This is a genomic window from Shewanella corallii (assembly GCF_023349125.1).
In the GTDB taxonomy this organism is placed as follows: Bacteria; Pseudomonadota; Gammaproteobacteria; order Enterobacterales; family Shewanellaceae; genus Shewanella; species Shewanella corallii.
Genome location: NZ_JAKIKT010000005.1, coordinates 280,589 through 299,515 on the forward strand (window position 1 = coordinate 280,589; position 18,927 = coordinate 299,515).

Consider the following 18,927-nt stretch of genomic DNA (forward strand, 5'->3'; position numbering starts at 1 on the left):
ATTTATGCAGAACAGATTTTGGCGAATCAGTAAGAGTTGTGAGGTTTGTTGGTCCATATGGACCATGCGATTGATTGCAGAAGGACGTATACAGAAAACTGGAATAAAGATAACAACTAAGGATGCAGTATTATGTCAGCGGCCCAATCTCACTCCTATTCAGCACCTGCCGGTGTGATGGCTGTGATAGCTGAAACAGTCACTCGTCAACAACAGGCACAGCTGGCTAAGCCTGTGGTTGAGCTTGCTGAGCGTAAAGCCAGAATACAACAGGTGATAGATCTGCTGGTGGCGGGACATGTCTCTCTGGCAGATGCCATGGAAACAGATTTTGGCGGCCGCCACAGGGGCTTCTCTTTGATGAATGATATTCTGGGGGCACTCGCTTCCCTGAAGCATACCCGGGATAATCTGGGTACCTGGATGGAAGCCGAGAGTCGTCCTGTATTTTCCCCCTATGATCAGCTTGGTGCCACTGCACAGGTGCAATATCAGCCTAAAGGCGTTATCGGCATAATGGGAACCTGGAATGCTCCTGTGTACACACTGCTCAGTCCACTTGCTTGTGTATTGGGGGCGGGGAACAGGGCTGTGCTAAAGCCTTCAGAAGTGACGCCAGCAACAGCCCGGGTCTTGGCTGAACTATTTGCTAAATTTGTTGACCCTGAACTGGTTGCTGTGATTAACGGTGATGCAGAAGTGGGAGCCGCCTTTGCAAGCGCTGGCTTTGATCACCTGGTGTTTACCGGATCGACAGCAGTGGGTAAGAAGGTGATGACTGCCGCAGCGGCCAATTTGACTCCAGTGACGCTGGAGCTGGGCGGTAAGTCACCGGCGATCATCAGTCGCAGCGGTGATTTGGTTGATTATTGCAGACGTATTGCCATTGCCAAGGGCACCAATGGTGGGCAGATCTGTGTCAGTCCCGACGTACTTTATGTGCCTGCAGAGAGCCTGGACGTCGTCACCAAAACCTTATTGAGTCAGTTTAAGGGGCTGTATCCCGTGATTACCGACAATGCTGATCTGACTCCTGTGATAAATCAGGCTCATTTGGAGCGTATTCAATCTTATATTGAAGATGCCAAAGCAAAGTGCGCAGGGATAAAGGTGAGCCATGAAGGCGTACAAGGTGATGATCGCCGTCTGCCATTGACCTTAATTATTGAGCCCGGCGCCGATTGCACGGTAATGCAGCAAGAGATATTCGGTCCATTGCTCATTATCAAGGGGTACGATAAGACATCTGAAGTGTTGACGGATATCAATAACCGGGAAAACCCTCTGGCCCTTTATTGGTTTGGTACCGATCAGCAAGAGAAAGAGCTGGTACTGACACATACCTGCAGCGGTGGCGTGACTGTTAATGATGCGTTGGCTCATGCGGCGATGCATGATGCGCCATTTGGTGGCACAGGCGCCTCAGGTATAGGCCATTATCACGGTAAAGAGGGCTTTCTGGAGTTCAGCCATATGAAGACGATATTGCAGGCTCCCGATTACGATCCCAGAGGCGAATGGGGCATGTTGCCACCGTATCATGAAGGCTTTGAGGCAATGATGGCGGCTCAGGTTACTGCTGACTGATATCCCGGCGCTTTTTGTTAAAGGCCATCAGCAGCAGGTCGATAGCAACGATAAAGAGTATGGTCAGGCTCACGGTTCGGGTGGCTTCAATGGCGAACAGGGAAATATTTCCTTGCCACTGAAACAGTGACACCAGCTCAACCAATAACAGCGCGATGCAGGGGACTGCAATTGATAGGGTGATAATCGCTGTTTTTGCCATAAGCTGACCTTATATTGAAAACACTCCTTTGACTAAGTGTAGAAACAGAAATGGCTCCTGCCAATCAGGAGCCATTTTGTTTTTCGGGCCAGCAGAGTTTATTCAGTCAACTCTCCGGCCAGATTGAGTTGCATCAGGCGTTTGATCTCTTCTGAAGGCAGATCTTTACCCAGCAGGAAATGTAATTTGGCTAAAGCTGCTTCAATGGTCATATCGGCACCGCTGATCACGCCGTTACGCTTAAGGCCTGTACCTGTTGCATAACCGGACATATTGACCCGTCCCTGGAAACACTGGGTCAGGTTTACCAGCACAATACCTCGTTCATCAGCCTCTTTCAGGGTATTCAGCAGTTCTGGATCTTCTGGGGCATTTCCCACGCCAAAAGTCAGAATAATGAGTGCTTTTACCGGCTGCTGAAGCAGGTTCTCGAAAATCTCTGTGGAGATCCCCGGATACAGAGTGACTACACCGATTGGCTGTGGGCGAACACAGGCTACTTCAAGTGGTTTGTTTGAAGGTTGGGTCACTGCGCCTTTTTTAAGACTGATCTTAATCCCGGCTTCAGCCAGCATGGGAAAGTTAGGGGAGGCAAAGGCATCGAAACCGTCGGCGTGAGCCTTGGTGGAACGGTTACCGCGAAACAGCTTGTTATTAAAGTAGAGGCAAACTTCGGCGATGGGGTAATGAGCAGCCAGGTAGAGCGAATTCAGCAGGTTGGTTTGACCGTCGGAGCGTAATTGGCTCAGGGGGATTTGAGAGCCGGTAACGATAACGGGTTTGGACAGTCCCTGCAGCATAAATGAAAGCGCTGAGGCGGTGTAAGCCATGGTGTCAGTACCGTGGAGGATCACAAAGCCATCGTATTTATCGTAATTTGCTTTGATGTCGTTTGCGATCTGTTGCCAGTCGGTGGGCTTCATATTGGAGGAATCGATAAGGGGACTGTATTCGTGAATGACGAAGTCCGGCATCTCATCGTGGTAAAACTCCGGCATGGACTGAACACATTCAGTCAGAAACCCCGCCGCCGGCACGAAGCCCACATCGGTTTTCTTCATACCTATGGTGCCGCCGGTATAGGCGATGTAGATAGTAGCTTTGGTCATTTGCTTTGTAGGGAAAGTCGCGGTGGCGCAAGTATAGCGGAAAGATATATTTACTGAAATATTTGCGACAACGGTAGTGGAATAGGGTGATCCAGATAATGAATGTTTTGTACCTGTTGCTGCTGTTATAAAAAAGCCCGGCTAAGCCGGGCTTTAATCAAATAGCTACCTAGTAGTTACAGATGTCGCAGTAGAGGTAAATGCCATTGGGGTCATTAAAGCTGTCGAGAATCTGAAGCTCCTGTTCAGCCTTTGACAGCATCTGTGCCAGCATACCTTTATCGGCCTGCATTTGAGGCAGGTAAGCGGATGCTGCACCAAAAAGATCCTGAATAAGTGCTTGTTCGGCGGACAGCTCCTGCTCAATCAGCTTGGTGTCGTAATGTTCCAGACCTGCGAATTCAGCAGCTTTGGCAACCGCAGCCTGCAGGTCGCCGAGTTCGTCTACCAGTCCAAGTTCCAATGCTTTAACACCGGTCCAAACCCGTCCCTGAGCAATCTTGTCCACGTCAGTGGTACTCATATTTCGGCCCTGCGCGACGATATTAATAAACTCGCTGTAACCTCTTTCTATACCACGCTGAATAACAGCCTGAACCTGAGGTGACAGGGAGCGGGTCACAGTGAGTCCCGCCCAGTCAGAGGTTGCAACACCATCGGTATGGATCCCAAGGTTTGCCAGGGTTTTCTCAAAGGTGGTGATCATCCCGAAAATACCGATGGAACCAGTGATCGTAGTTGGCGTGGCAAAGATATAGTCGGCATCGGCGGAAATCCAGTAACCACCGGAAGCAGCATAACTTCCCATGCTGACAACTACCGGTTTGTTGGCCTGTTGCAATGCCAGTACTTCCTGACGGATCTGCTCTGACGCAAAGGCACTGCCGCCTGGGCTATCCACTCTGAGAACAACCGCTTTGATGTCGTCATCGTATCTTGCTTTACGCAACAGGGCAGAGGTGCTTTCGCCGCCAATTTCTCCCGGCTGTTGATAACCGTTCAGGATCTTACCTTTGGCAACCACAAGCGCGATATTCTCTTCAGCCATTGTCAGGCTGGGTTGGTTAATCAGGCTCAGGTAATCCTCAAAATGTACCTGACGGAAGGTGTGGTGTTCATCATCGGCAGCCACCAGAGTTTTCATCTCAGATCTGAAACTGTCCAGAGTTCCCAGGGCATCGACCCAACCCAACTGCAGAGCAACCATAGCGGGCTGGCCCTTGGCTTTATCCAGATATGCCAGATACTCATCAGCATTAAGTGACAGTGTGTCGGCTTTTATCTTGCGATTGGCCAGGATGGTATCTTCATAGGATTGCCAAAGTCCGCCGAGCAAGGCCGTATTTGCCTCTTTCGCGGCCGGAGACATATCGTCACGCAGGAAAGGTTCAACAGCGGATTTATAGGTACCTACGCGAAATACATGGGTTTGAACATCAAGCTTCTCCAGTGCACTTTTAAAGTACATGCGATAGCTTGCCAGACCGTCGATCATCACACCGCCCTGAGGGTTCAGGTATACCCGGTCGGCGAAACTGGCGAGAAAGTACTGCTGCTGATCATAATAATCACCATAGGCCAGTACTTTTTTACCGGCAGCCCTGAACTCATTGAGGGCGTCACCTATGACCTGCAGCTTACTCATACCGGCTCTGCGAAGGTCCGGAAGAATGAGCACGATAGCTTCTATTCGTCTGTCTTCTGTGGCGTTGTGGATGGTATCCAGCACATCGCTGAGCAGGATTTCATGTTCATCCGGGTTGTTTTTCCCCTGGCTGAAAAACGCTTCGACCGGGTCGATATAACGTTTTTGATCCACGATAGAGCCAGATAGCTCAAGCACCAATGCGGTATCAGGCTTTACCTTGATGCTGTCATCGCTGGATAAAGTCACAATAAAAGCGGCTAACAGGCCAAATACCAAAATATTCAATATCAACTTGCGCAGGCCATTGACCATACGCCAAAGCCCTACAAATATACGTCTGATTACAGAAGGTTTTGTCGACATCCAGGGTCGCTCCTTTTCATTACTATCAGGGATATGCTAACTCAGAACGTCACTCCGTGCGCCCCCGATTTGTAAAGTAATTTAACAACTGGTCTGCAGTGAGATATTGAGCTCATTTGAGGGGCAGGTTATGCTGGTTTAAATCACATGTTTTAAAAGGATGTTTGAATGTCGGCCGAACAGATAAAAATAACACCCGGAACCCAGGCTTCTCCTTATCCTCATATGTTGGCGCCTCTGGATTTAGGCTACACCCAACTCAAGAACCGGGTATTGATGGGATCCATGCATACCGGACTCGAAGAGGAAAAGGGCGGGTTTGAAAAACTGGCCGCTTTTTATCGTGAAAGAGCCGAAGGGGGCGTAGGCCTGATTGTTACCGGGGGCATATCTCCAAACTTCCGTGGTCGACTGGCTCCTCATGCTTCCCAGCTGAGTTTCCCCTGGCAGGTGAGTAAACACAAAATCGTGACCGATGCAGTGCATGAGGCCGATGGTAAAATCTGTATGCAGATACTGCATGCAGGTCGCTATGGCTACCATCCTTTCTCTCAGGCTCCCAGCGCCATTAAAGCGCCAATCACACCCTTTAAGCCATGGGCTATGGCATCCTGGCAGGTAAAACGCACTATTGCGGCATACACTCGCGCTGCTCGCCTGGCGAAACAAGCTGGGTATGACGGTGTCGAGGTGATGGGTTCTGAAGGTTATCTGATTAACCAGTTTATCTGCTCCCGTACCAATAAGCGTACGGATGAATGGGGCGGCAGTTTTGAAAACCGCTGTCGTTTGGCACTGGATATTGTCAAAGGCATTCGCGCCAAAGTCGGCAATGATTTTATCATCATTTTCCGTTTGTCCATGCTGGATCTGGTGGATAAGGGCTCAACCTGGGATGAGGTGGTACAGCTGGCCAAGTGGCTTGAACGGGCCGGTGTCACCATTATCAATACAGGTATCGGCTGGCATGAGGCCCGCATTCCTACCATTGTGACCTCAGTTCCCCGCGGCGCTTTTGCCTGGGTGACTGAAAAGCTAAAAAGCGAAGTCAATGTCCCTCTGGTAGCTACCAACCGTATCAATACTCCGGAAGTCGCTGAGAACATTATCTCGTCAGGTCAGGCGGATATGGTGTCTATGGCGCGTCCATTCCTCGCTGATGCTGACTTGGTCAATAAGGCTGCCGCGGGTCAGAGCGAGCTTATTAATACCTGTATTGGCTGTAATCAGGCCTGTCTGGACCATACTTTCTCTCTCAAGCGGGCGACCTGTTTGGTTAACCCAAGAGCCTGTTACGAAACAGAGCTTAACTTCACCCCCACGACCCAGGCCAAACGTCTGGCTGTCGTTGGGGCAGGGCCAGCAGGTATGGCCTTTGCCGTTTATGCCGCCCAGCGTGGCCATAACGTGGTGGTGTTTGAGGCCCGGGGGGAAGTTGGTGGACAGTTTAATCTGGCCCGTAAAATTCCGGGTAAAGAGGAGTTTGACGAAACCATTCGCTACTTTGACCGTCAGTTCGCCAATTTGGGCATAGAGTTAAGGCTAAACACCAGGTTCACTCCTGAGCTGCTCAATGACGAGAAGTTTGATGAGATTATTATGGCCACGGGAGTCGTACCCCGCATGGTTAAGGTCCCCGGCTTTGACTCATCCAATGTGGTGACCTATCAGCAGGTACTGCGCGGAGAAGTCGAAGTCGGCCAGAAAGTGGCACTGATAGGTGCTGGTGGTATTGGCTTTGATATGGCGCACTTCCTGTGTGAATCAGAGTCCAGCACCCTGAATCCCTCGGCCTGGTTTAAACAATGGGGCGTGGATACAGCCTATCAAAACCGGGGTGGCCTGGCTGTGGTTAAGGACAGTGAGGCTGCGACAGCTCACCAGTCACGGCAGGTTTATCTGCTGCAACGCAAAACCTCCAAAATTGGTAAAGGCCTTGGTAAAACCAGCGGTTGGGTGCATCGCAGCGTGATTAAGCAGCACGGCGTTATTACCAAAACCGGTGTGTCTTACGATAAGTATGACGAGCAGGGATTGCATATCACGGTCGACGACAAGCCAGAAGTACTTGATGTAGATACTGTGGTGCTGTGTGCCGGTCAGGAATCGAATCGCGAACTGGAGTCCGCCTTGCAGGCCACTGGCGTTCCTGTACATTTAATTGGTGGCGTTGATGTCGCTGCAGAATTGGATGCCAAACGAGCCATTCGTCAGGGCGCTGAACTGGCGGCCTCAATTTAATCATCATCTGCTCCTGCAGGTGGATATCTGCAGGAGCTTATATGAAATCCCTACCTTCCCTCTTTGCGCTGTTCATTGTTGCCCTGATGTCGGCCGCTATATCAACGCCAACTTTCTCTGCTGAATTTGATCCCGAACTGGCCAGACAGACAGGGGCGGATACCTACGGTATGAAACCTTACGTGGTGGCATTTTTAAAAGCTGGTCCTAATCGTAGCGGTTCAGATGCAGAGAAAGCAGCATTGCAAATGGCGCATCTTGATAATATTAAACGCCTGGCTGATGAGGGTTTGCTGGTGTTGGCCGGACCCTTTCTGGATAAGGGAGAGCTCAGAGGGATTTATATCTTTAACGTCAGTGATGTAGAAACCGCCCGAGAGCTTACTCAAAGCGATCCTGCCATTCAATCCGGGAGTTTGGTGATGGAGTTAAAGCCCTGGTATGGCTCTGCAGCACTAATGATGGTGAATGACTTGCACAGCAAGTTGGCAAAGAAGGGGATTTAACGCTTGGTAATTGCCGGCGAAGGGTATCTGCCAAAAGCCTTAATCCTTTCGTTAATGACCGTTGGCAACCGATTGGCTTAATCCAGCAGTAAAGTTTTTTGTAACAGGTGCGGGGGACGGGTAACAACCTGCACACCGTCGGGAGACAGGTCCAGATTAAGATTGGTTTCCGGCACACAGCAACAGGGCAGACATTCGTCGGCTTCCAGAGATGCCAGAGGTGGAGTGAGGTAGTTGACCTTGCCGGAAAGCACACGGGTCTTACAGGCGCCGCAATAACCACTGCGGCACTCTGAGAAGATCTTTATCTTCTTAAACTCGAGCGCTTCCAGCAAAGTCTCGTGCTGCTGATTGAACAGCAGCACAGGTTGACCTTGAAGGCTGACGATAGGGTCTTTCTTAAAGATCAAAATCGAGGAACTCATTTTCGTCGATGGAAGAGTCAATCTGTCCCACCAGGTAGGAAGAGACTTCTACTTCCTGCGGGGCGACCTGAACTGAGTCACTTTCCAGCCAGTTTTTCATCCATGGCAGTGGATTGCTTACCTCTGCATATGGCAGTGGCAGGTTAACCGCCTTCATACGTTCATTGGTGATGTACTCAACGTACTGACACAGGATGTTTTCGTTCAGACCAATCATGGAGCCATCTTTGAACAGGTACTTGGCCCACTCTTTTTCCTGCTCGGCAGCGCGCACAAACAGGTCATAACATTCTGAATAACACTCGATGGCAATCTCAGCCATTTCTGGGTCATCTTTACCTGATTGCATCAGGGCCAGAATGTGCTGGGTACCGTTCAGGTGCAGTGCTTCGTCACGGGCGATCAAACGGATGATTTTGGCGTTGCCTTCCATCAGTTTGCGCTCGGCGAAAGCAAATGAGCAGGCAAAGCTCACGTAGAAGCGGATGGCTTCCAGTGCGTTTACCGACATCATGCACAGATACAACTGCTTTTTCAGTGCGCGCTGGGAGATTTCCATCTCTTCACCACCGACCTGATGTACGCCTTCACCCATCAACTCATAAGCCTGAGTCATACGGATCAATTTGTCATAGTAGGCGGAGATATCTTCGGCACGCTTGAGGATCTGCTCGTTCACCACGATATCGTCAAACACTTTGCTTGGGTCGTTAACGATATTACGAATAATATGAGTGTATGAGCGTGAATGAATGGTCTCAGAGAAAGACCAGGTTTCGATCCAGGTTTCCAACTCAGGCAAAGACACCAGTGGCAGGAAGGCCACGTTGGGGCTGCGACCCTGAATAGAGTCCAGCAGTGTCTGATACTTGAGGTTGGAGATAAAGATGTGCTGCTCGTGCTCCGGCAGTTTACCGTAGTCAATTTTGTCGCGGCTGACGTCCACCTCTTCCGGGCGCCAGAAGAAGGACAGCTGCTTCTCGATCAGTTTTTCAAAGACTTCATACTTTTGTTGGTCGTAGCGAGCCACGTTAACCGGCTGGCCAAAGAACATAGGCTCTTTGGTGGCATCGTTGGGAGTTTGACAAAAAGTTGAATAAGCCATGGTGTCTTCCTGAGAAAGGGGCCCTGAGGCCCCGATAAACTAACTGGGTGTTGGATTAGATCTTACAAGCGCCGCCTGCACAATCGTCATCCTCTTTCTCTAATGCGGTCAGATTATCAAACTTGTCTGACGCGCCGTCACGTGTGTTGTGATAGTAGAGGGTCTTAACGCCCAGTTTGTATGCTGTCAGCAGATCTTTAAGCAGCTGCTGCATTGGTACTTTATGGCCGCTAAAGCGACTTGGATCATAGTTGGTGTTGGCCGAAATCGCCTGATCGATAAACTTCTGCATGATACCAACCAGCTGCAGGTAACCATCGTTGCCCGGCATTTGCCACAACAGCTCGTACTTGTCCTTCAGCTCATCGAAGTCAGGTACTACCTGCTTCAACTGACCATCTTTACTTGCCTTAACACTGATAAGGCCTCGTGGAGGCTCAATACCATTGGTAGCGTTGGAGATCTGAGAAGAGGTCTCAGATGGCATCAAGGCAGACAGAGTAGAGTTACGCAGGCCATGCTCAACGATATCTTTACGCAGACCTTCCCAATCCAGGTGCAGTGGCTCTTCACAAATCTTGTCCAGTTCACGCTTATAGGTATCGATAGGCAGGATACCCTGAGCATAAGTGGTTTCATTAAAGGCAGGGCAGGCGCCTTGCTCTTTAGCCAGATTCATGGACGCTTTCAGCAGATAGAACTGAATCGCTTCAAAGGTCTTGTGAGTCAGACCGTTGGCACTGCCGTCTGAATACTTAACGCCGTTTTTAGCCAGATAGTTGGCGAAGTTAATCACACCAATACCCAGAGTACGACGGTTCATGGACGCAATTTCAGCGGCCTTGATTGGATAGTCCTGATAGTCCAGCAGGTTGTCCAGTGCGCGTACAGCCAGATCCGACAGGTGCTCCAGCTCATCCAGGTTCTGGATAGCACCCAGGTTCAGGGCCGACAGAGTACACAGGGCGATCTCACCGGTTTCGTCGTCGATGTTGTTCATCGGCTTGGTTGGCAGTGCAATTTCCAGACACAGGTTGGACTGGCGAATTGGTGCAACCTTGGAGTCGAATGGACTGTGGGTGTTGCAGTGATCCACGTTCTGTACGTAGATACGGCCGGTGGAGGCACGTTCCTGCATCATCAGACCAAACAGCTCAGACGCTCTCAGACTCTTCTTGCGGATGCTGTCGTCCTGCTCATATTGCAGATACAGACGTTCGAACTCATCCTGATCTTCAAAGAAGGCATCGTACAGACCTGGTACATCCGATGGGCTGAACAGAGTGATGTTGCCACCCTTGATCAGGCGGGTGTACATCAGCTTGTTCAGCTGTACGCCGTAGTCCAGGTGACGGATACGGTTGTCTTCTACACCACGGTTGTTTTTCAGAACCAGCAGAGATTCTACTTCCAGGTGCCACATAGGATAGAACAGCGTTGCAGCTCCGCCACGTACGCCACCCTGAGAGCAGGACTTAACCGCAGTCTGGAAATACTTGTAGAAAGGCACACAACCAGTATGGAAGGCTTCACCACCACGGATTGGGCTACCCAGAGCACGAATACGACCGGCGTTCACGCCGATACCGGCACGCTGGCTGACGTACTTCACAATGGAAGACGCAGTCGCATTGATTGAATCCAGGCTGTCACCACACTCAATCAGTACGCAGGAGCTGAACTGACGGGTAGGGGTGCGCACACCAGACATAATGGGTGTAGGCAGCGAGATCTTGAAAGTAGATACCGCATCGTAAAAGTCTTTGATGTACTGCAGACGGGTTTCCCGTGGGTAACGGGCGAACAGACAGGCAGCAACCAGAATGTAGAGGAACTGCGCACTCTCATACACTTCGCCGGTGACACGGTTCTGAACCAGATACTTACCTTCCAGCTGCTTTACTGCAGCATAAGAGAAGTTCATATCGCGCCAGTGGTCAACATAGGAGTCCAGAATATCCAGCTCTTCTTTGCTGTAATCTTCCAGAATATGGGTGTCGTATTTACCCAGTTCTACCAGACGGGTGACATGGTCATGCAGAGCAGGTGGCTCAAATCGACCGTAGGCCTTTTTACGCAGATGGAAAATGGCCAGACGTGCCGCCAGGAACTGATAATCCGGAGACTCCGGAGAGATCAGATCCGCTGCAGCTTTGATAATGGTCTCATGGATAGCTTCGGTGGGGATACCGTCATAAAACTGTAAGTGAGAACGCAGTTCTACTTCGGAAACAGATACCTTGTCTAATCCTTTAGCTGCCCAGGTAATAACGCGGTGGATCTTATCGAGATCGATAGCTTCACGCTCTCCACTGCGCTTGGTGACTGTCATATTGCTATTCATTAAAAATGAGCCCTGAATGTAAAAGACAAAAAAACACCTGGTGTGTCGCTACTACTGAATACCCTGAACGCAAACAGGCCAAGACTGGCCAAGGCGGGCGATAACTACTGTCAGCGCACTGCTTATCCGGTTTTTGTGAACCGTGTTATTAGTGTTCGGATTTCATGCGACACACTATATATGGTGTCAAATTCAAACTTAACTACAAGATAGTGAGGTTTCGGGGGATTTGCAAGTTGCAAATTATATGACATCTTGTGGATAAGATGAGGATAATCTCCGAGGGTGAGCAGGGGCTAACCCCGGAGGTATAAAGCTACGCGCACTGCAGGCCAGTGGATGAAATTCGTGCCCCTTAAAACGAAAATTCTGATTGCGACTTTATCAAGCGATCCAGATATTCGTTCTGCTTATTTAAGGTGATCCAAAAGTGATAAAGGCGACACTAATTGTAAAACTGCGGGCCAGATCCCGGGATCATCTGTTGCGGAAATATATCCCCACAGGGCTGTGACTCCCTGCATGCCGGCCGCTTTAGCCGCCAGCAGATCCCGCTCGGCATCACCAAGATAAGCGATCGCATCCACTGCAGTGCCGGATTGCATGGCCCCAAGATACATGGGAGCCACATCAGGCTTTCTGCGAGTACAGGTATCGCCGCTGATAATGCAGCTGAGCTTATCTGTTAGCCCCAGAGCATCGAGCAGGGGCCGGGTATAGCGGGCGGGCTTATTGGTAATGACTCCCACCTTTATATCTCTGCCGATCAATTCATCCAGCAGTTGGCCTATGCCATCAAACAATGACGCCTGTTTGCCATTGACCTCGCTGTACCAATACAGCAGGCGCTGTTGCAACTGTGACAGAGTGTCTTCATCCAGCTTTGGCTGGGCAGCTTTAACCAAAGCTAAACTGCCGTGAGATGCATGTTCACGCATGCTCTCCAGGCTTTGCTCTTCAAGGCCATGCTCTTTGAGGGCCAGATTCAGTGCAGCCACCAAATCTGGCGCTGTATCCACCAGGGTGCCATCCAGATCGAACAGCACAGCCTTGATACCGATTAACTGGGCTGACATCAGTCAACCTTCTGGGTGGCAATCATATAGTTCACTTCCACACTTTTGGTGTAGCGGAACAGGCCTGTGATTGGGTTGTAGGTAATACCGTGGGCATCACGACACAGGAGGTCGGTATTGTCCACCAAAGCCATCAGTTCCGAAGGGCGAATAAACTTGGCATGGTCATGGGTACCAATGGGCAACATTTTCAGCAGGTATTCGGCACCCAGAATGGTTTCGACATAGGAGCGCAGGTTGCGGTTAATGGTAGAGAAGAACACCCAGCCGCCTGGCTTAACCATATCGCAGCAAGCCTGGATAACTGACTGAGGGTCTGGCACGTGCTCCAGCATCTCCATACAGGTCACCACATCATATTGTTGTTTGTGCTCATCTCTATGAGATTCGGCAGTGTTTTTGATGTAGTTGATGTTAACGCCGGCTTCGAGGGCATGCAGGCGTGCAACTTCCAGCGGTTCTTCGCCCATATCCAGGCCGGTCACATTGGCACCGATACGCGCCATGCTTTCAGACAGAATACCGCCGCCACAACCCACATCCAGTACCTGCTTACCAAACAGACCGCCTGACTTCTCATCTATATAGTTAAGACGCAGAGGATTAAGTTCATGCAAAGGTTTGAATTCGCCCTTTGGGTCCCACCAACTGGCGGCCATACTTTCAAACTTGGCGATTTCTTTTGGATCTACGTTGTAATTCTGTTCCATGGTTTACCCTGAGTGTGCTTTTATTGCAAAACGGCGTCATTATGAATCAGGCTTACAAAATAAAACAGCATGTCGGGTGAAAGGTTTATTAATCCAGGTCAATCTTTGTCCTTGATGACTGATAACTGAACTGTTTTGTAACCTAATAAAGCTGGTTTTACATAAATAAGGCACAAATTAAGGTTTAATGCTCGAAATTGGCATTAAACTGACCGCTTTTTGACCCCTGTAACCTAAGGGGGCTATTTCATTCCGACTTGGATCTGGCGACATTAAATAACTGTGTTAGAATGCCAAATCACGTTTGTTGGCTGAACAAGGGCACCGGTTACGGCGCGTCAGCTAAATTTTCAGGGGATCGAGCAGTTTATGACTGATCTGGCTTCATCTATTTCGCCAATTAATATTGAAGACGAACTAAAGAATTCGTACCTGGATTACGCCATGAGCGTAATTGTTGGACGAGCATTGCCGGACGTGCGGGACGGTTTGAAACCGGTTCATCGCCGCGTTTTGTTCGCAATGAATGAACTTAAGAACGATTGGAACAAGCCATATAAAAAGTCTGCACGTGTTGTGGGCGACGTAATCGGTAAATATCACCCTCACGGTGACAGTGCGGTTTACGACACCATAGTACGTATGGCTCAGCCTTTCTCGCTGCGTTATACGCTGGTGGATGGCCAGGGTAACTTTGGTTCCATCGACGGTGACGCTGCAGCGGCAATGCGTTATACGGAAATCCGTATGGAGAAGCTTGCACACCAGTTGCTGGCTGACCTGGAAAAAGAAACCGTAGACTATGTGCCTAACTATGATGGTACTGAGCAGATCCCCGCTGTACTGCCCACCAGAATTCCAAACCTACTGGTAAACGGTGCCTCAGGTATCGCGGTAGGTATGGCTACCAATATTCCGCCTCACAACCTGAACGAAGTGGTTCAGGGCTGTCTGGCACTGATTGAAGACCCTGGGCTGTCTATCGAACAGCTGATGGATTACATTCCGGGGCCTGACTTCCCAACTGCAGCATTTATCAATGGCCGCAAGGGCATTATCGATGCCTATCACACAGGCCGTGGTAAGGCAATTATGCGCGCCCGTGCCGAGGTGGAAACCGAAGACAATGGCCGCGAGCGCATCATTGTTACCGAGATTCCATATCAGGTGAACAAGGCTCGTCTGATTGAGAAAATCGCTGAGCTGGTTAAAGACAAGAAGATTGAAGGCATCAGTGGCCTGCGTGATGAGTCCGATAAAGACGGTATGCGTATCGTTATCGAAATCAAACGCGGCGAAGTGGGTGAGGTAGTACTGAACAATCTGTACTCCCAGACTCAGATGCAAACCTCTTTCGGTATCAACATGGTGGCACTGGCCAATGGTCAGCCAAAGCTTTTCAACCTCAAAGAGATGTTGGAAGCCTTTATTCTGCACCGCCGTGAAGTGGTTACCCGTCGTACCGTATTCGAGCTGCGTAAAGCCCGTGACCGTGCCCATATTCTGGAAGCACTGGCAGTTGCGCTGGCCAACATTGACCCGATTATTGCGCTGATCAAAGCCTCCCCAAGTCCTGCTGAAGCGAAAGTTAAGCTGGTAGAGAACGGCTGGACGCTGGGCAATGTTCAGGGCATGCTGGAGAAGGCCGGTGATGATGCCGCCCGTCCAGAGTGGCTGGAGCCTGAGTTTGGTATCCGTGACGGTCTGTACTATCTGACTGAGCAACAGGCTCAGGCAATTCTGGACCTGCGTCTGCACAAGCTGACCGGTCTGGAACACGAAAAGATTCTGTCTGAATACGAAGAGTTGCTGGAGATCATCGCAGGTCTGCTGTTTATCCTGCGCAGCCCAGAACGTCTGATGGAAGTGATTAAGGAAGAGCTGGAAGAAGTTCTTGAGCAGTTTGGTGACAAACGCCGCACTGAAATCAACGCCAACGAAATCGATATCAGCCTCGAAGATCTGATCAACGAAGAAGATGTTGTGGTAACCCTGTCTCACCTGGGCTATGCCAAGTACCAGCCGCTGACTGATTATCAGGCTCAGCGCCGTGGTGGTAAGGGTAAGGCTGCAACCAAGGTTAAAGACGAAGATTTCGTCGAAAAACTGCTGGTAGCCAATACCCACGATACTATTCTGTGCTTCTCAGACTTCGGCAAGATGTACTGGCTCAAGGTTTACCAGCTGCCGCTGGCCAGCCGTCAGAGCCGCGGTAAGCCTATCGTTAACCTGCTGCCACTGCAGGAAGGTGAGCGTATTACCGCTATTTTGCCAGTTCGTGAGTACGAAGCTGACAAATTTATTGTGATGGCCACTTCTCACGGTACCGTGAAGAAGACCTCTTTGATTGAGTACAGCCGTCCACGTGCCAACGGTATTATCGCCGTTAATCTGAAAGACGGTGACCAGCTGATTGGCGTTGATATTACCAACGGCGACAGCGAAATCATGCTGTTCTCTGACGAAGGTAAAGTGGTTCGCTTCCATGAAGATCAGGTTCGTGCCATGGGCCGTACCGCAACCGGTGTTCGTGGTATCAGGCTGGAAGATGGTCAGGAAGTGGTGTCACTGATTGTTCCTACTGATGACTCCCCAATTCTGACTGTGACAGAGAACGGTTTCGGTAAGCGTACCGAACTGGCCGAGTACCCAGCCAAGAGCCGTGCGACCAAGGGCGTAGTGTCTATTAAGGTGAGCGAGCGTAACGGTGGGGTTGTTGGCGCAGTTCAGGTTGGCGAGAATGACGAGATCATGCTGATCAGTAACAAGGGTACTTTGGTGCGTACCCCGGCTGAAGGTGTGTCTATCATTGGCCGTAACACTCAGGGTGTACGTATCATTCGCGTCGCTGATGACGAGGATGTGGTTGGTCTGCAGCGTATCGATGAAATCGAGGTTGTTGATCTGCCTGAAGGCGAAGAGCCGATTGAAGGCGCTGAAGGTGCAGAGGCTGCTCAGGCCCCTGAAGACAACGCCGCGGTCGAGAACGACGCCGAATAATATTGTAATTGATAAACGGGCATCACTTGATGCCCGTTTTTATTTCGCTGTTATCAAGTGAGCAAGTGGAGACATGGAATTGAGCGCTGTATATAACTTTTGTGCCGGCCCGGCGATGCTACCCAAGGCTGTGATGGCGAAAGCCAGCCAGGAGTTTGTGGATTGGCAGGGGATGGGGGTTTCTGTGATGGAAATCAGCCATCGCAGCAAAGAGTTTATGGCCTTGTCCAGTGAAGCAGAAGCGTCATTGCGTAAACTGATGGATGTTCCGGATAACTATCGGGTGCTGTTTATGCACGGTGGCGGACGAGGACAGTTCTCTGCAGTTGTGAATAATTTTATGGGCAATAATGGCCGCGCCAAATATTTGGTGAGTGGCCAGTGGTCCAAGGCTGCTGCAGAGGAAGCAGTTAAGCTTGCAGGTGCTGATGCTATTGACGTTGTGGATGTGGTCAGTGACGACAATGGTGTTAAGTCGGTTGTATTGCCAAGCTTTGAAGGCCAGGACGATGAATATCGCTATCTGCACTATTGCCCCAATGAAACTGTAGATGGTATCGAAATTTTTGAAGACATAGATTGCCCCTGGCCTGTGGTAGCGGATATGTCCTCCAACATTCTATCCCGTAAGATAGATGTCAGCCGCTATGGTCTTATCTATGCCGGTGCCCAGAAGAATATCGGCCCCAGTGGCCTGGCGATTGTAATTGTTCGTGATGATCTGCTTAATCTGCCGACCCTGAGTCAGTCATCAATTATGGATTACCGCCTGGCCCGGGATAATGACTCCATGTACAACACGCCGCCTACCTATGCCTGGTATCTGGCAGGAGAGGTGTTCAAGTGGCTTGAGCAAACTGGTGGTGTGGATGCCATGGAGCAGGTCAATACCGCCAAAGCTGAACGCTTGTACCAGTGCATCGACAGTCTCGGCTTCTATGGTAATAAAGTGGCTGCAGCCAACCGTTCCCGCATGAATGTGACCTTCCAATTAGCTGATGAGTCGCTGAATGAGGCTTTTCTTAAGGAGGCAGAAGCCAGCGGGCTGGTTGCATTGAAAGGTCACAGAATTGTCGGTGGAATGCGCGCCAGTATCTACAACGCCATGCCGATGGAGGGTGTTGAGGCCCTGGTAAGCTTTATGGAAGATTTTGCGAGCCGCCACGGTAACTGATACTGCGTTGAGTAGTCTGACCGCACACGGTTGGAGCTAAAAACAAAAAGCGAATGCCTGAGCATTCGCTTTTTTAATGTCTGTTGCGCTGGCTAAAGTACGGCTAACACCACAGAGTCACTGAAACAACTAGAGTACTTCGGCAATCGATTTGGCTAAGTAGTCGACATTGGTTGAACTGATACCCGCGATACTGATACGGCTGGAGTCTACCATGTAGATGGAGTAATCCTGTTTCAGGCGGCTGACCTGCTCAGCAGATATCCCAAGGAAACTGAACATACCTTTCTCGTCGGCAATAAAGCCAAAGTCACGGTTAACACCCAGAGCGTGTAGTTTTTCCACCAACACGGCACGGTTGCCATTAATCCGGTCACGCATCACTTTCAGCTCTTCGAGCCATTGGGCTTTTAATTCGTCACTGCCCAGAATGGTTTCAACAATGGCAGCGCCATGGGCCGGGGGCATAGAGTAGATACAGCGAATGGCGTACAGCATCACTGACAAAGAGATGTCTGCCTGAGCGGCATCTTTTGCAATCAGGGAGCAGGAGCCAATACGCTCGCGGTACAGACCAAAGTTCTTTGAACAGGAGGCACACAGCAGCATATTGTCCACTTTTGCCGCCATCGCCCGAACGCCGTAGGCATCCTGGTCAACACCATCGCCAAAGCCTTGGTATGCCATATCAATCAGAGGCATACAGCCGCGGCTGGCAATCGCATCAATAACCCGGTCCCACTGACTCTGGTTCAGATCTGCTCCACTTGGGTTGTGACAGCAGGCGTGCAGCAGCACCACATCCTGTTCATCCACTTGCTTCAGACAGGCCAGCATTTCATCAAATTTAATAGACTTGCTGTCATAGTCATAATAGGGATAGGTCTTAACTGTCAGACCAGCGGTTTCAAACAGACCGGTATGGTTTGCCCAGGTCGGGTCACTGACCCAAATGGTTGCTCCTGGTTTGCAACGTTGAATAAAGTCAGCCGCCACGCGCAGTGCACCGGTTCCTCCTGGAGTGGATACGGTACGGATACGGCCTGCCTGCATTGCGGGGTGGTCTTTGCCAAAAGCCAGTTCACTCATCAGGGTGTTGAACTGCGCGCTGCCAGTAGGACCTATATATACCTTGGTGTCCTCAGACTCCAGCCTGAGTGCCTCAGCACGTTTTACGCAATTGAGGATTGGAGTATGCCCAACCTCGTCTTTATAAACACCAACCCCCAGATCGACCTTATTGGGATTTTGGTCTTCGCGGTATTGGGTCAGGAGTCCCAGGATAGGATCGGCGGGCAAACCTTTGAGAGTTTCAAACATGGCGTCTTTGGCCTCTTGTTGTAATTTATGAAAATTCCTTTTGTCCTGATGCAGGCTGTCGCGATCAGAAGAGGTTTATCTGTCTGTAAGCTTAACCATTATGGCCTCAGGATATAA

At 50.2% G+C, this 18,927-nt stretch carries 14 protein-coding genes; 5 read left to right on the forward strand and 9 right to left on the reverse strand.

What is annotated here, in order from left to right; genetic code table 11:
- The first annotated feature begins 132 nt into the window (after positions 1 to 132).
- Positions 133 to 1,587 (forward strand): coniferyl aldehyde dehydrogenase, encoded by a 1,455-nt coding sequence (locus tag L2725_RS14420; RefSeq protein ID WP_249249572.1) that lies wholly within the window; start codon positions 133 to 135, stop codon positions 1,585 to 1,587.
- Here L2725_RS14420 and L2725_RS14425 read toward each other — a convergent pair.
- From L2725_RS14425 to sppA, 3 genes are all read right to left on the reverse strand, one after another.
- On the reverse strand, positions 1,574 to 1,789 hold the full coding sequence (locus tag L2725_RS14425) for a hypothetical protein (protein WP_249249573.1): 216 nt from the start codon (positions 1,787 to 1,789) through the stop codon (positions 1,574 to 1,576). The genes L2725_RS14420 and L2725_RS14425 overlap by 14 nt on opposite strands.
- A 98-nt stretch (positions 1,790 to 1,887) precedes the next feature.
- Complete coding sequence (gene ansA / locus L2725_RS14430; protein WP_248936000.1) at positions 1,888 to 2,898, reverse strand: asparaginase; 1,011 nt, start codon at positions 2,896 to 2,898, stop codon at positions 1,888 to 1,890.
- Between the two features lie 169 nt (positions 2,899 to 3,067).
- Positions 3,068 to 4,909: a signal peptide peptidase SppA gene (gene sppA / locus L2725_RS14435; protein WP_249249574.1), complete on the reverse strand. Its 1,842-nt coding sequence runs from the start codon at positions 4,907 to 4,909 to the stop codon at positions 3,068 to 3,070.
- Between the two features lie 168 nt (positions 4,910 to 5,077).
- Between sppA and L2725_RS14440 the strand changes: the two genes are divergently transcribed.
- The gene (locus L2725_RS14440) at positions 5,078 to 7,150 is read left to right on the forward strand and encodes an NADPH-dependent 2,4-dienoyl-CoA reductase (protein ID WP_249249575.1); all 2,073 of its coding nucleotides are present in this window, start codon (positions 5,078 to 5,080) and stop codon (positions 7,148 to 7,150) included.
- Between the two features lie 41 nt (positions 7,151 to 7,191).
- Entirely contained in the window at positions 7,192 to 7,656 is a 465-nt protein-coding gene (locus tag L2725_RS14445) for a YciI family protein (protein ID WP_249249576.1), read from the forward strand.
- A 77-nt stretch (positions 7,657 to 7,733) separates the two neighbouring features.
- Here the strand turns inward: L2725_RS14445 and yfaE are convergent, their stop codons facing one another.
- From yfaE to ubiG, 5 genes are all read right to left on the reverse strand, one after another.
- Positions 7,734 to 8,081, reverse strand: coding sequence for a class I ribonucleotide reductase maintenance protein YfaE (yfaE, locus tag L2725_RS14450; RefSeq protein ID WP_249249577.1), 348 nt, complete (start codon positions 8,079 to 8,081; stop codon positions 7,734 to 7,736).
- Entirely contained in the window at positions 8,056 to 9,186 is a 1,131-nt protein-coding gene (nrdB, locus tag L2725_RS14455; protein WP_248936007.1) for a class Ia ribonucleoside-diphosphate reductase subunit beta, read from the reverse strand. The genes yfaE and nrdB overlap by 26 nt, the downstream gene beginning before the upstream one ends.
- A gap of 55 nt (positions 9,187 to 9,241) precedes the next feature.
- The gene (gene nrdA / locus L2725_RS14460) at positions 9,242 to 11,530 is read right to left on the reverse strand and encodes a class 1a ribonucleoside-diphosphate reductase subunit alpha (RefSeq protein WP_248936008.1); all 2,289 of its coding nucleotides are present in this window, start codon (positions 11,528 to 11,530) and stop codon (positions 9,242 to 9,244) included.
- A 410-nt stretch (positions 11,531 to 11,940) separates the two neighbouring features.
- Positions 11,941 to 12,606, reverse strand: coding sequence for an HAD family hydrolase (locus tag L2725_RS14465; RefSeq protein ID WP_249249578.1), 666 nt, complete (start codon positions 12,604 to 12,606; stop codon positions 11,941 to 11,943).
- Positions 12,606 to 13,316, reverse strand: coding sequence for a bifunctional 2-polyprenyl-6-hydroxyphenol methylase/3-demethylubiquinol 3-O-methyltransferase UbiG (ubiG, locus tag L2725_RS14470; RefSeq protein WP_248936013.1), 711 nt, complete (start codon positions 13,314 to 13,316; stop codon positions 12,606 to 12,608). The genes L2725_RS14465 and ubiG overlap by 1 nt, the downstream gene beginning before the upstream one ends.
- Before the next feature lie 369 nt (positions 13,317 to 13,685).
- Between ubiG and gyrA the strand changes: the two genes are divergently transcribed.
- On the forward strand, positions 13,686 to 16,316 hold the full coding sequence (gyrA, locus tag L2725_RS14475; protein ID WP_249249579.1) for a DNA topoisomerase (ATP-hydrolyzing) subunit A: 2,631 nt from the start codon (positions 13,686 to 13,688) through the stop codon (positions 16,314 to 16,316).
- A 79-nt stretch (positions 16,317 to 16,395) separates the two neighbouring features.
- Positions 16,396 to 17,490, forward strand: coding sequence for a 3-phosphoserine/phosphohydroxythreonine transaminase (gene serC, locus L2725_RS14480; protein ID WP_249249635.1), 1,095 nt, complete (start codon positions 16,396 to 16,398; stop codon positions 17,488 to 17,490).
- A 129-nt stretch (positions 17,491 to 17,619) separates the two neighbouring features.
- Here serC and L2725_RS14485 read toward each other — a convergent pair whose 3' ends face one another.
- Positions 17,620 to 18,810 carry an amino acid aminotransferase gene (locus tag L2725_RS14485; RefSeq protein WP_249249580.1) on the reverse strand — a complete coding sequence of 397 codons (1,191 nt, stop codon included), beginning with the start codon at positions 18,808 to 18,810 and terminating at the stop codon, positions 17,620 to 17,622.
- Between the last annotated feature and the right edge of the window lie 117 nt (positions 18,811 to 18,927).

Bases quoted from the DNA above. Each gene is read 5' to 3' on its own strand.
- L2725_RS14420 (WP_249249572.1), top strand. From the start codon at position 133: ATGTCAGCGGCCCAATCTCACTCCTATTCAGCACCTGCCGGTGTGATG.
- L2725_RS14425 (WP_249249573.1), bottom strand. From the start codon at position 1,789: ATGGCAAAAACAGCGATTATCACCCTATCAATTGCAGTCCCCTGCATC.
- ansA (WP_248936000.1), bottom strand. From the start codon at position 2,898: ATGACCAAAGCTACTATCTACATCGCCTATACCGGCGGCACCATAGGT.
- sppA (WP_249249574.1), bottom strand. From the start codon at position 4,909: ATGTCGACAAAACCTTCTGTAATCAGACGTATATTTGTAGGGCTTTGG.
- L2725_RS14440 (WP_249249575.1), top strand. From the start codon at position 5,078: ATGTCGGCCGAACAGATAAAAATAACACCCGGAACCCAGGCTTCTCCT.
- L2725_RS14445 (WP_249249576.1), top strand. From the start codon at position 7,192: ATGAAATCCCTACCTTCCCTCTTTGCGCTGTTCATTGTTGCCCTGATG.
- yfaE (WP_249249577.1), bottom strand. From the start codon at position 8,081: ATGAGTTCCTCGATTTTGATCTTTAAGAAAGACCCTATCGTCAGCCTT.
- nrdB (WP_248936007.1), bottom strand. From the start codon at position 9,186: ATGGCTTATTCAACTTTTTGTCAAACTCCCAACGATGCCACCAAAGAG.
- nrdA (WP_248936008.1), bottom strand. From the start codon at position 11,530: ATGAATAGCAATATGACAGTCACCAAGCGCAGTGGAGAGCGTGAAGCT.
- L2725_RS14465 (WP_249249578.1), bottom strand. From the start codon at position 12,606: ATGTCAGCCCAGTTAATCGGTATCAAGGCTGTGCTGTTCGATCTGGAT.
- ubiG (WP_248936013.1), bottom strand. From the start codon at position 13,316: ATGGAACAGAATTACAACGTAGATCCAAAAGAAATCGCCAAGTTTGAA.
- gyrA (WP_249249579.1), top strand. From the start codon at position 13,686: ATGACTGATCTGGCTTCATCTATTTCGCCAATTAATATTGAAGACGAA.
- L2725_RS14485 (WP_249249580.1), bottom strand. From the start codon at position 18,810: ATGTTTGAAACTCTCAAAGGTTTGCCCGCCGATCCTATCCTGGGACTC.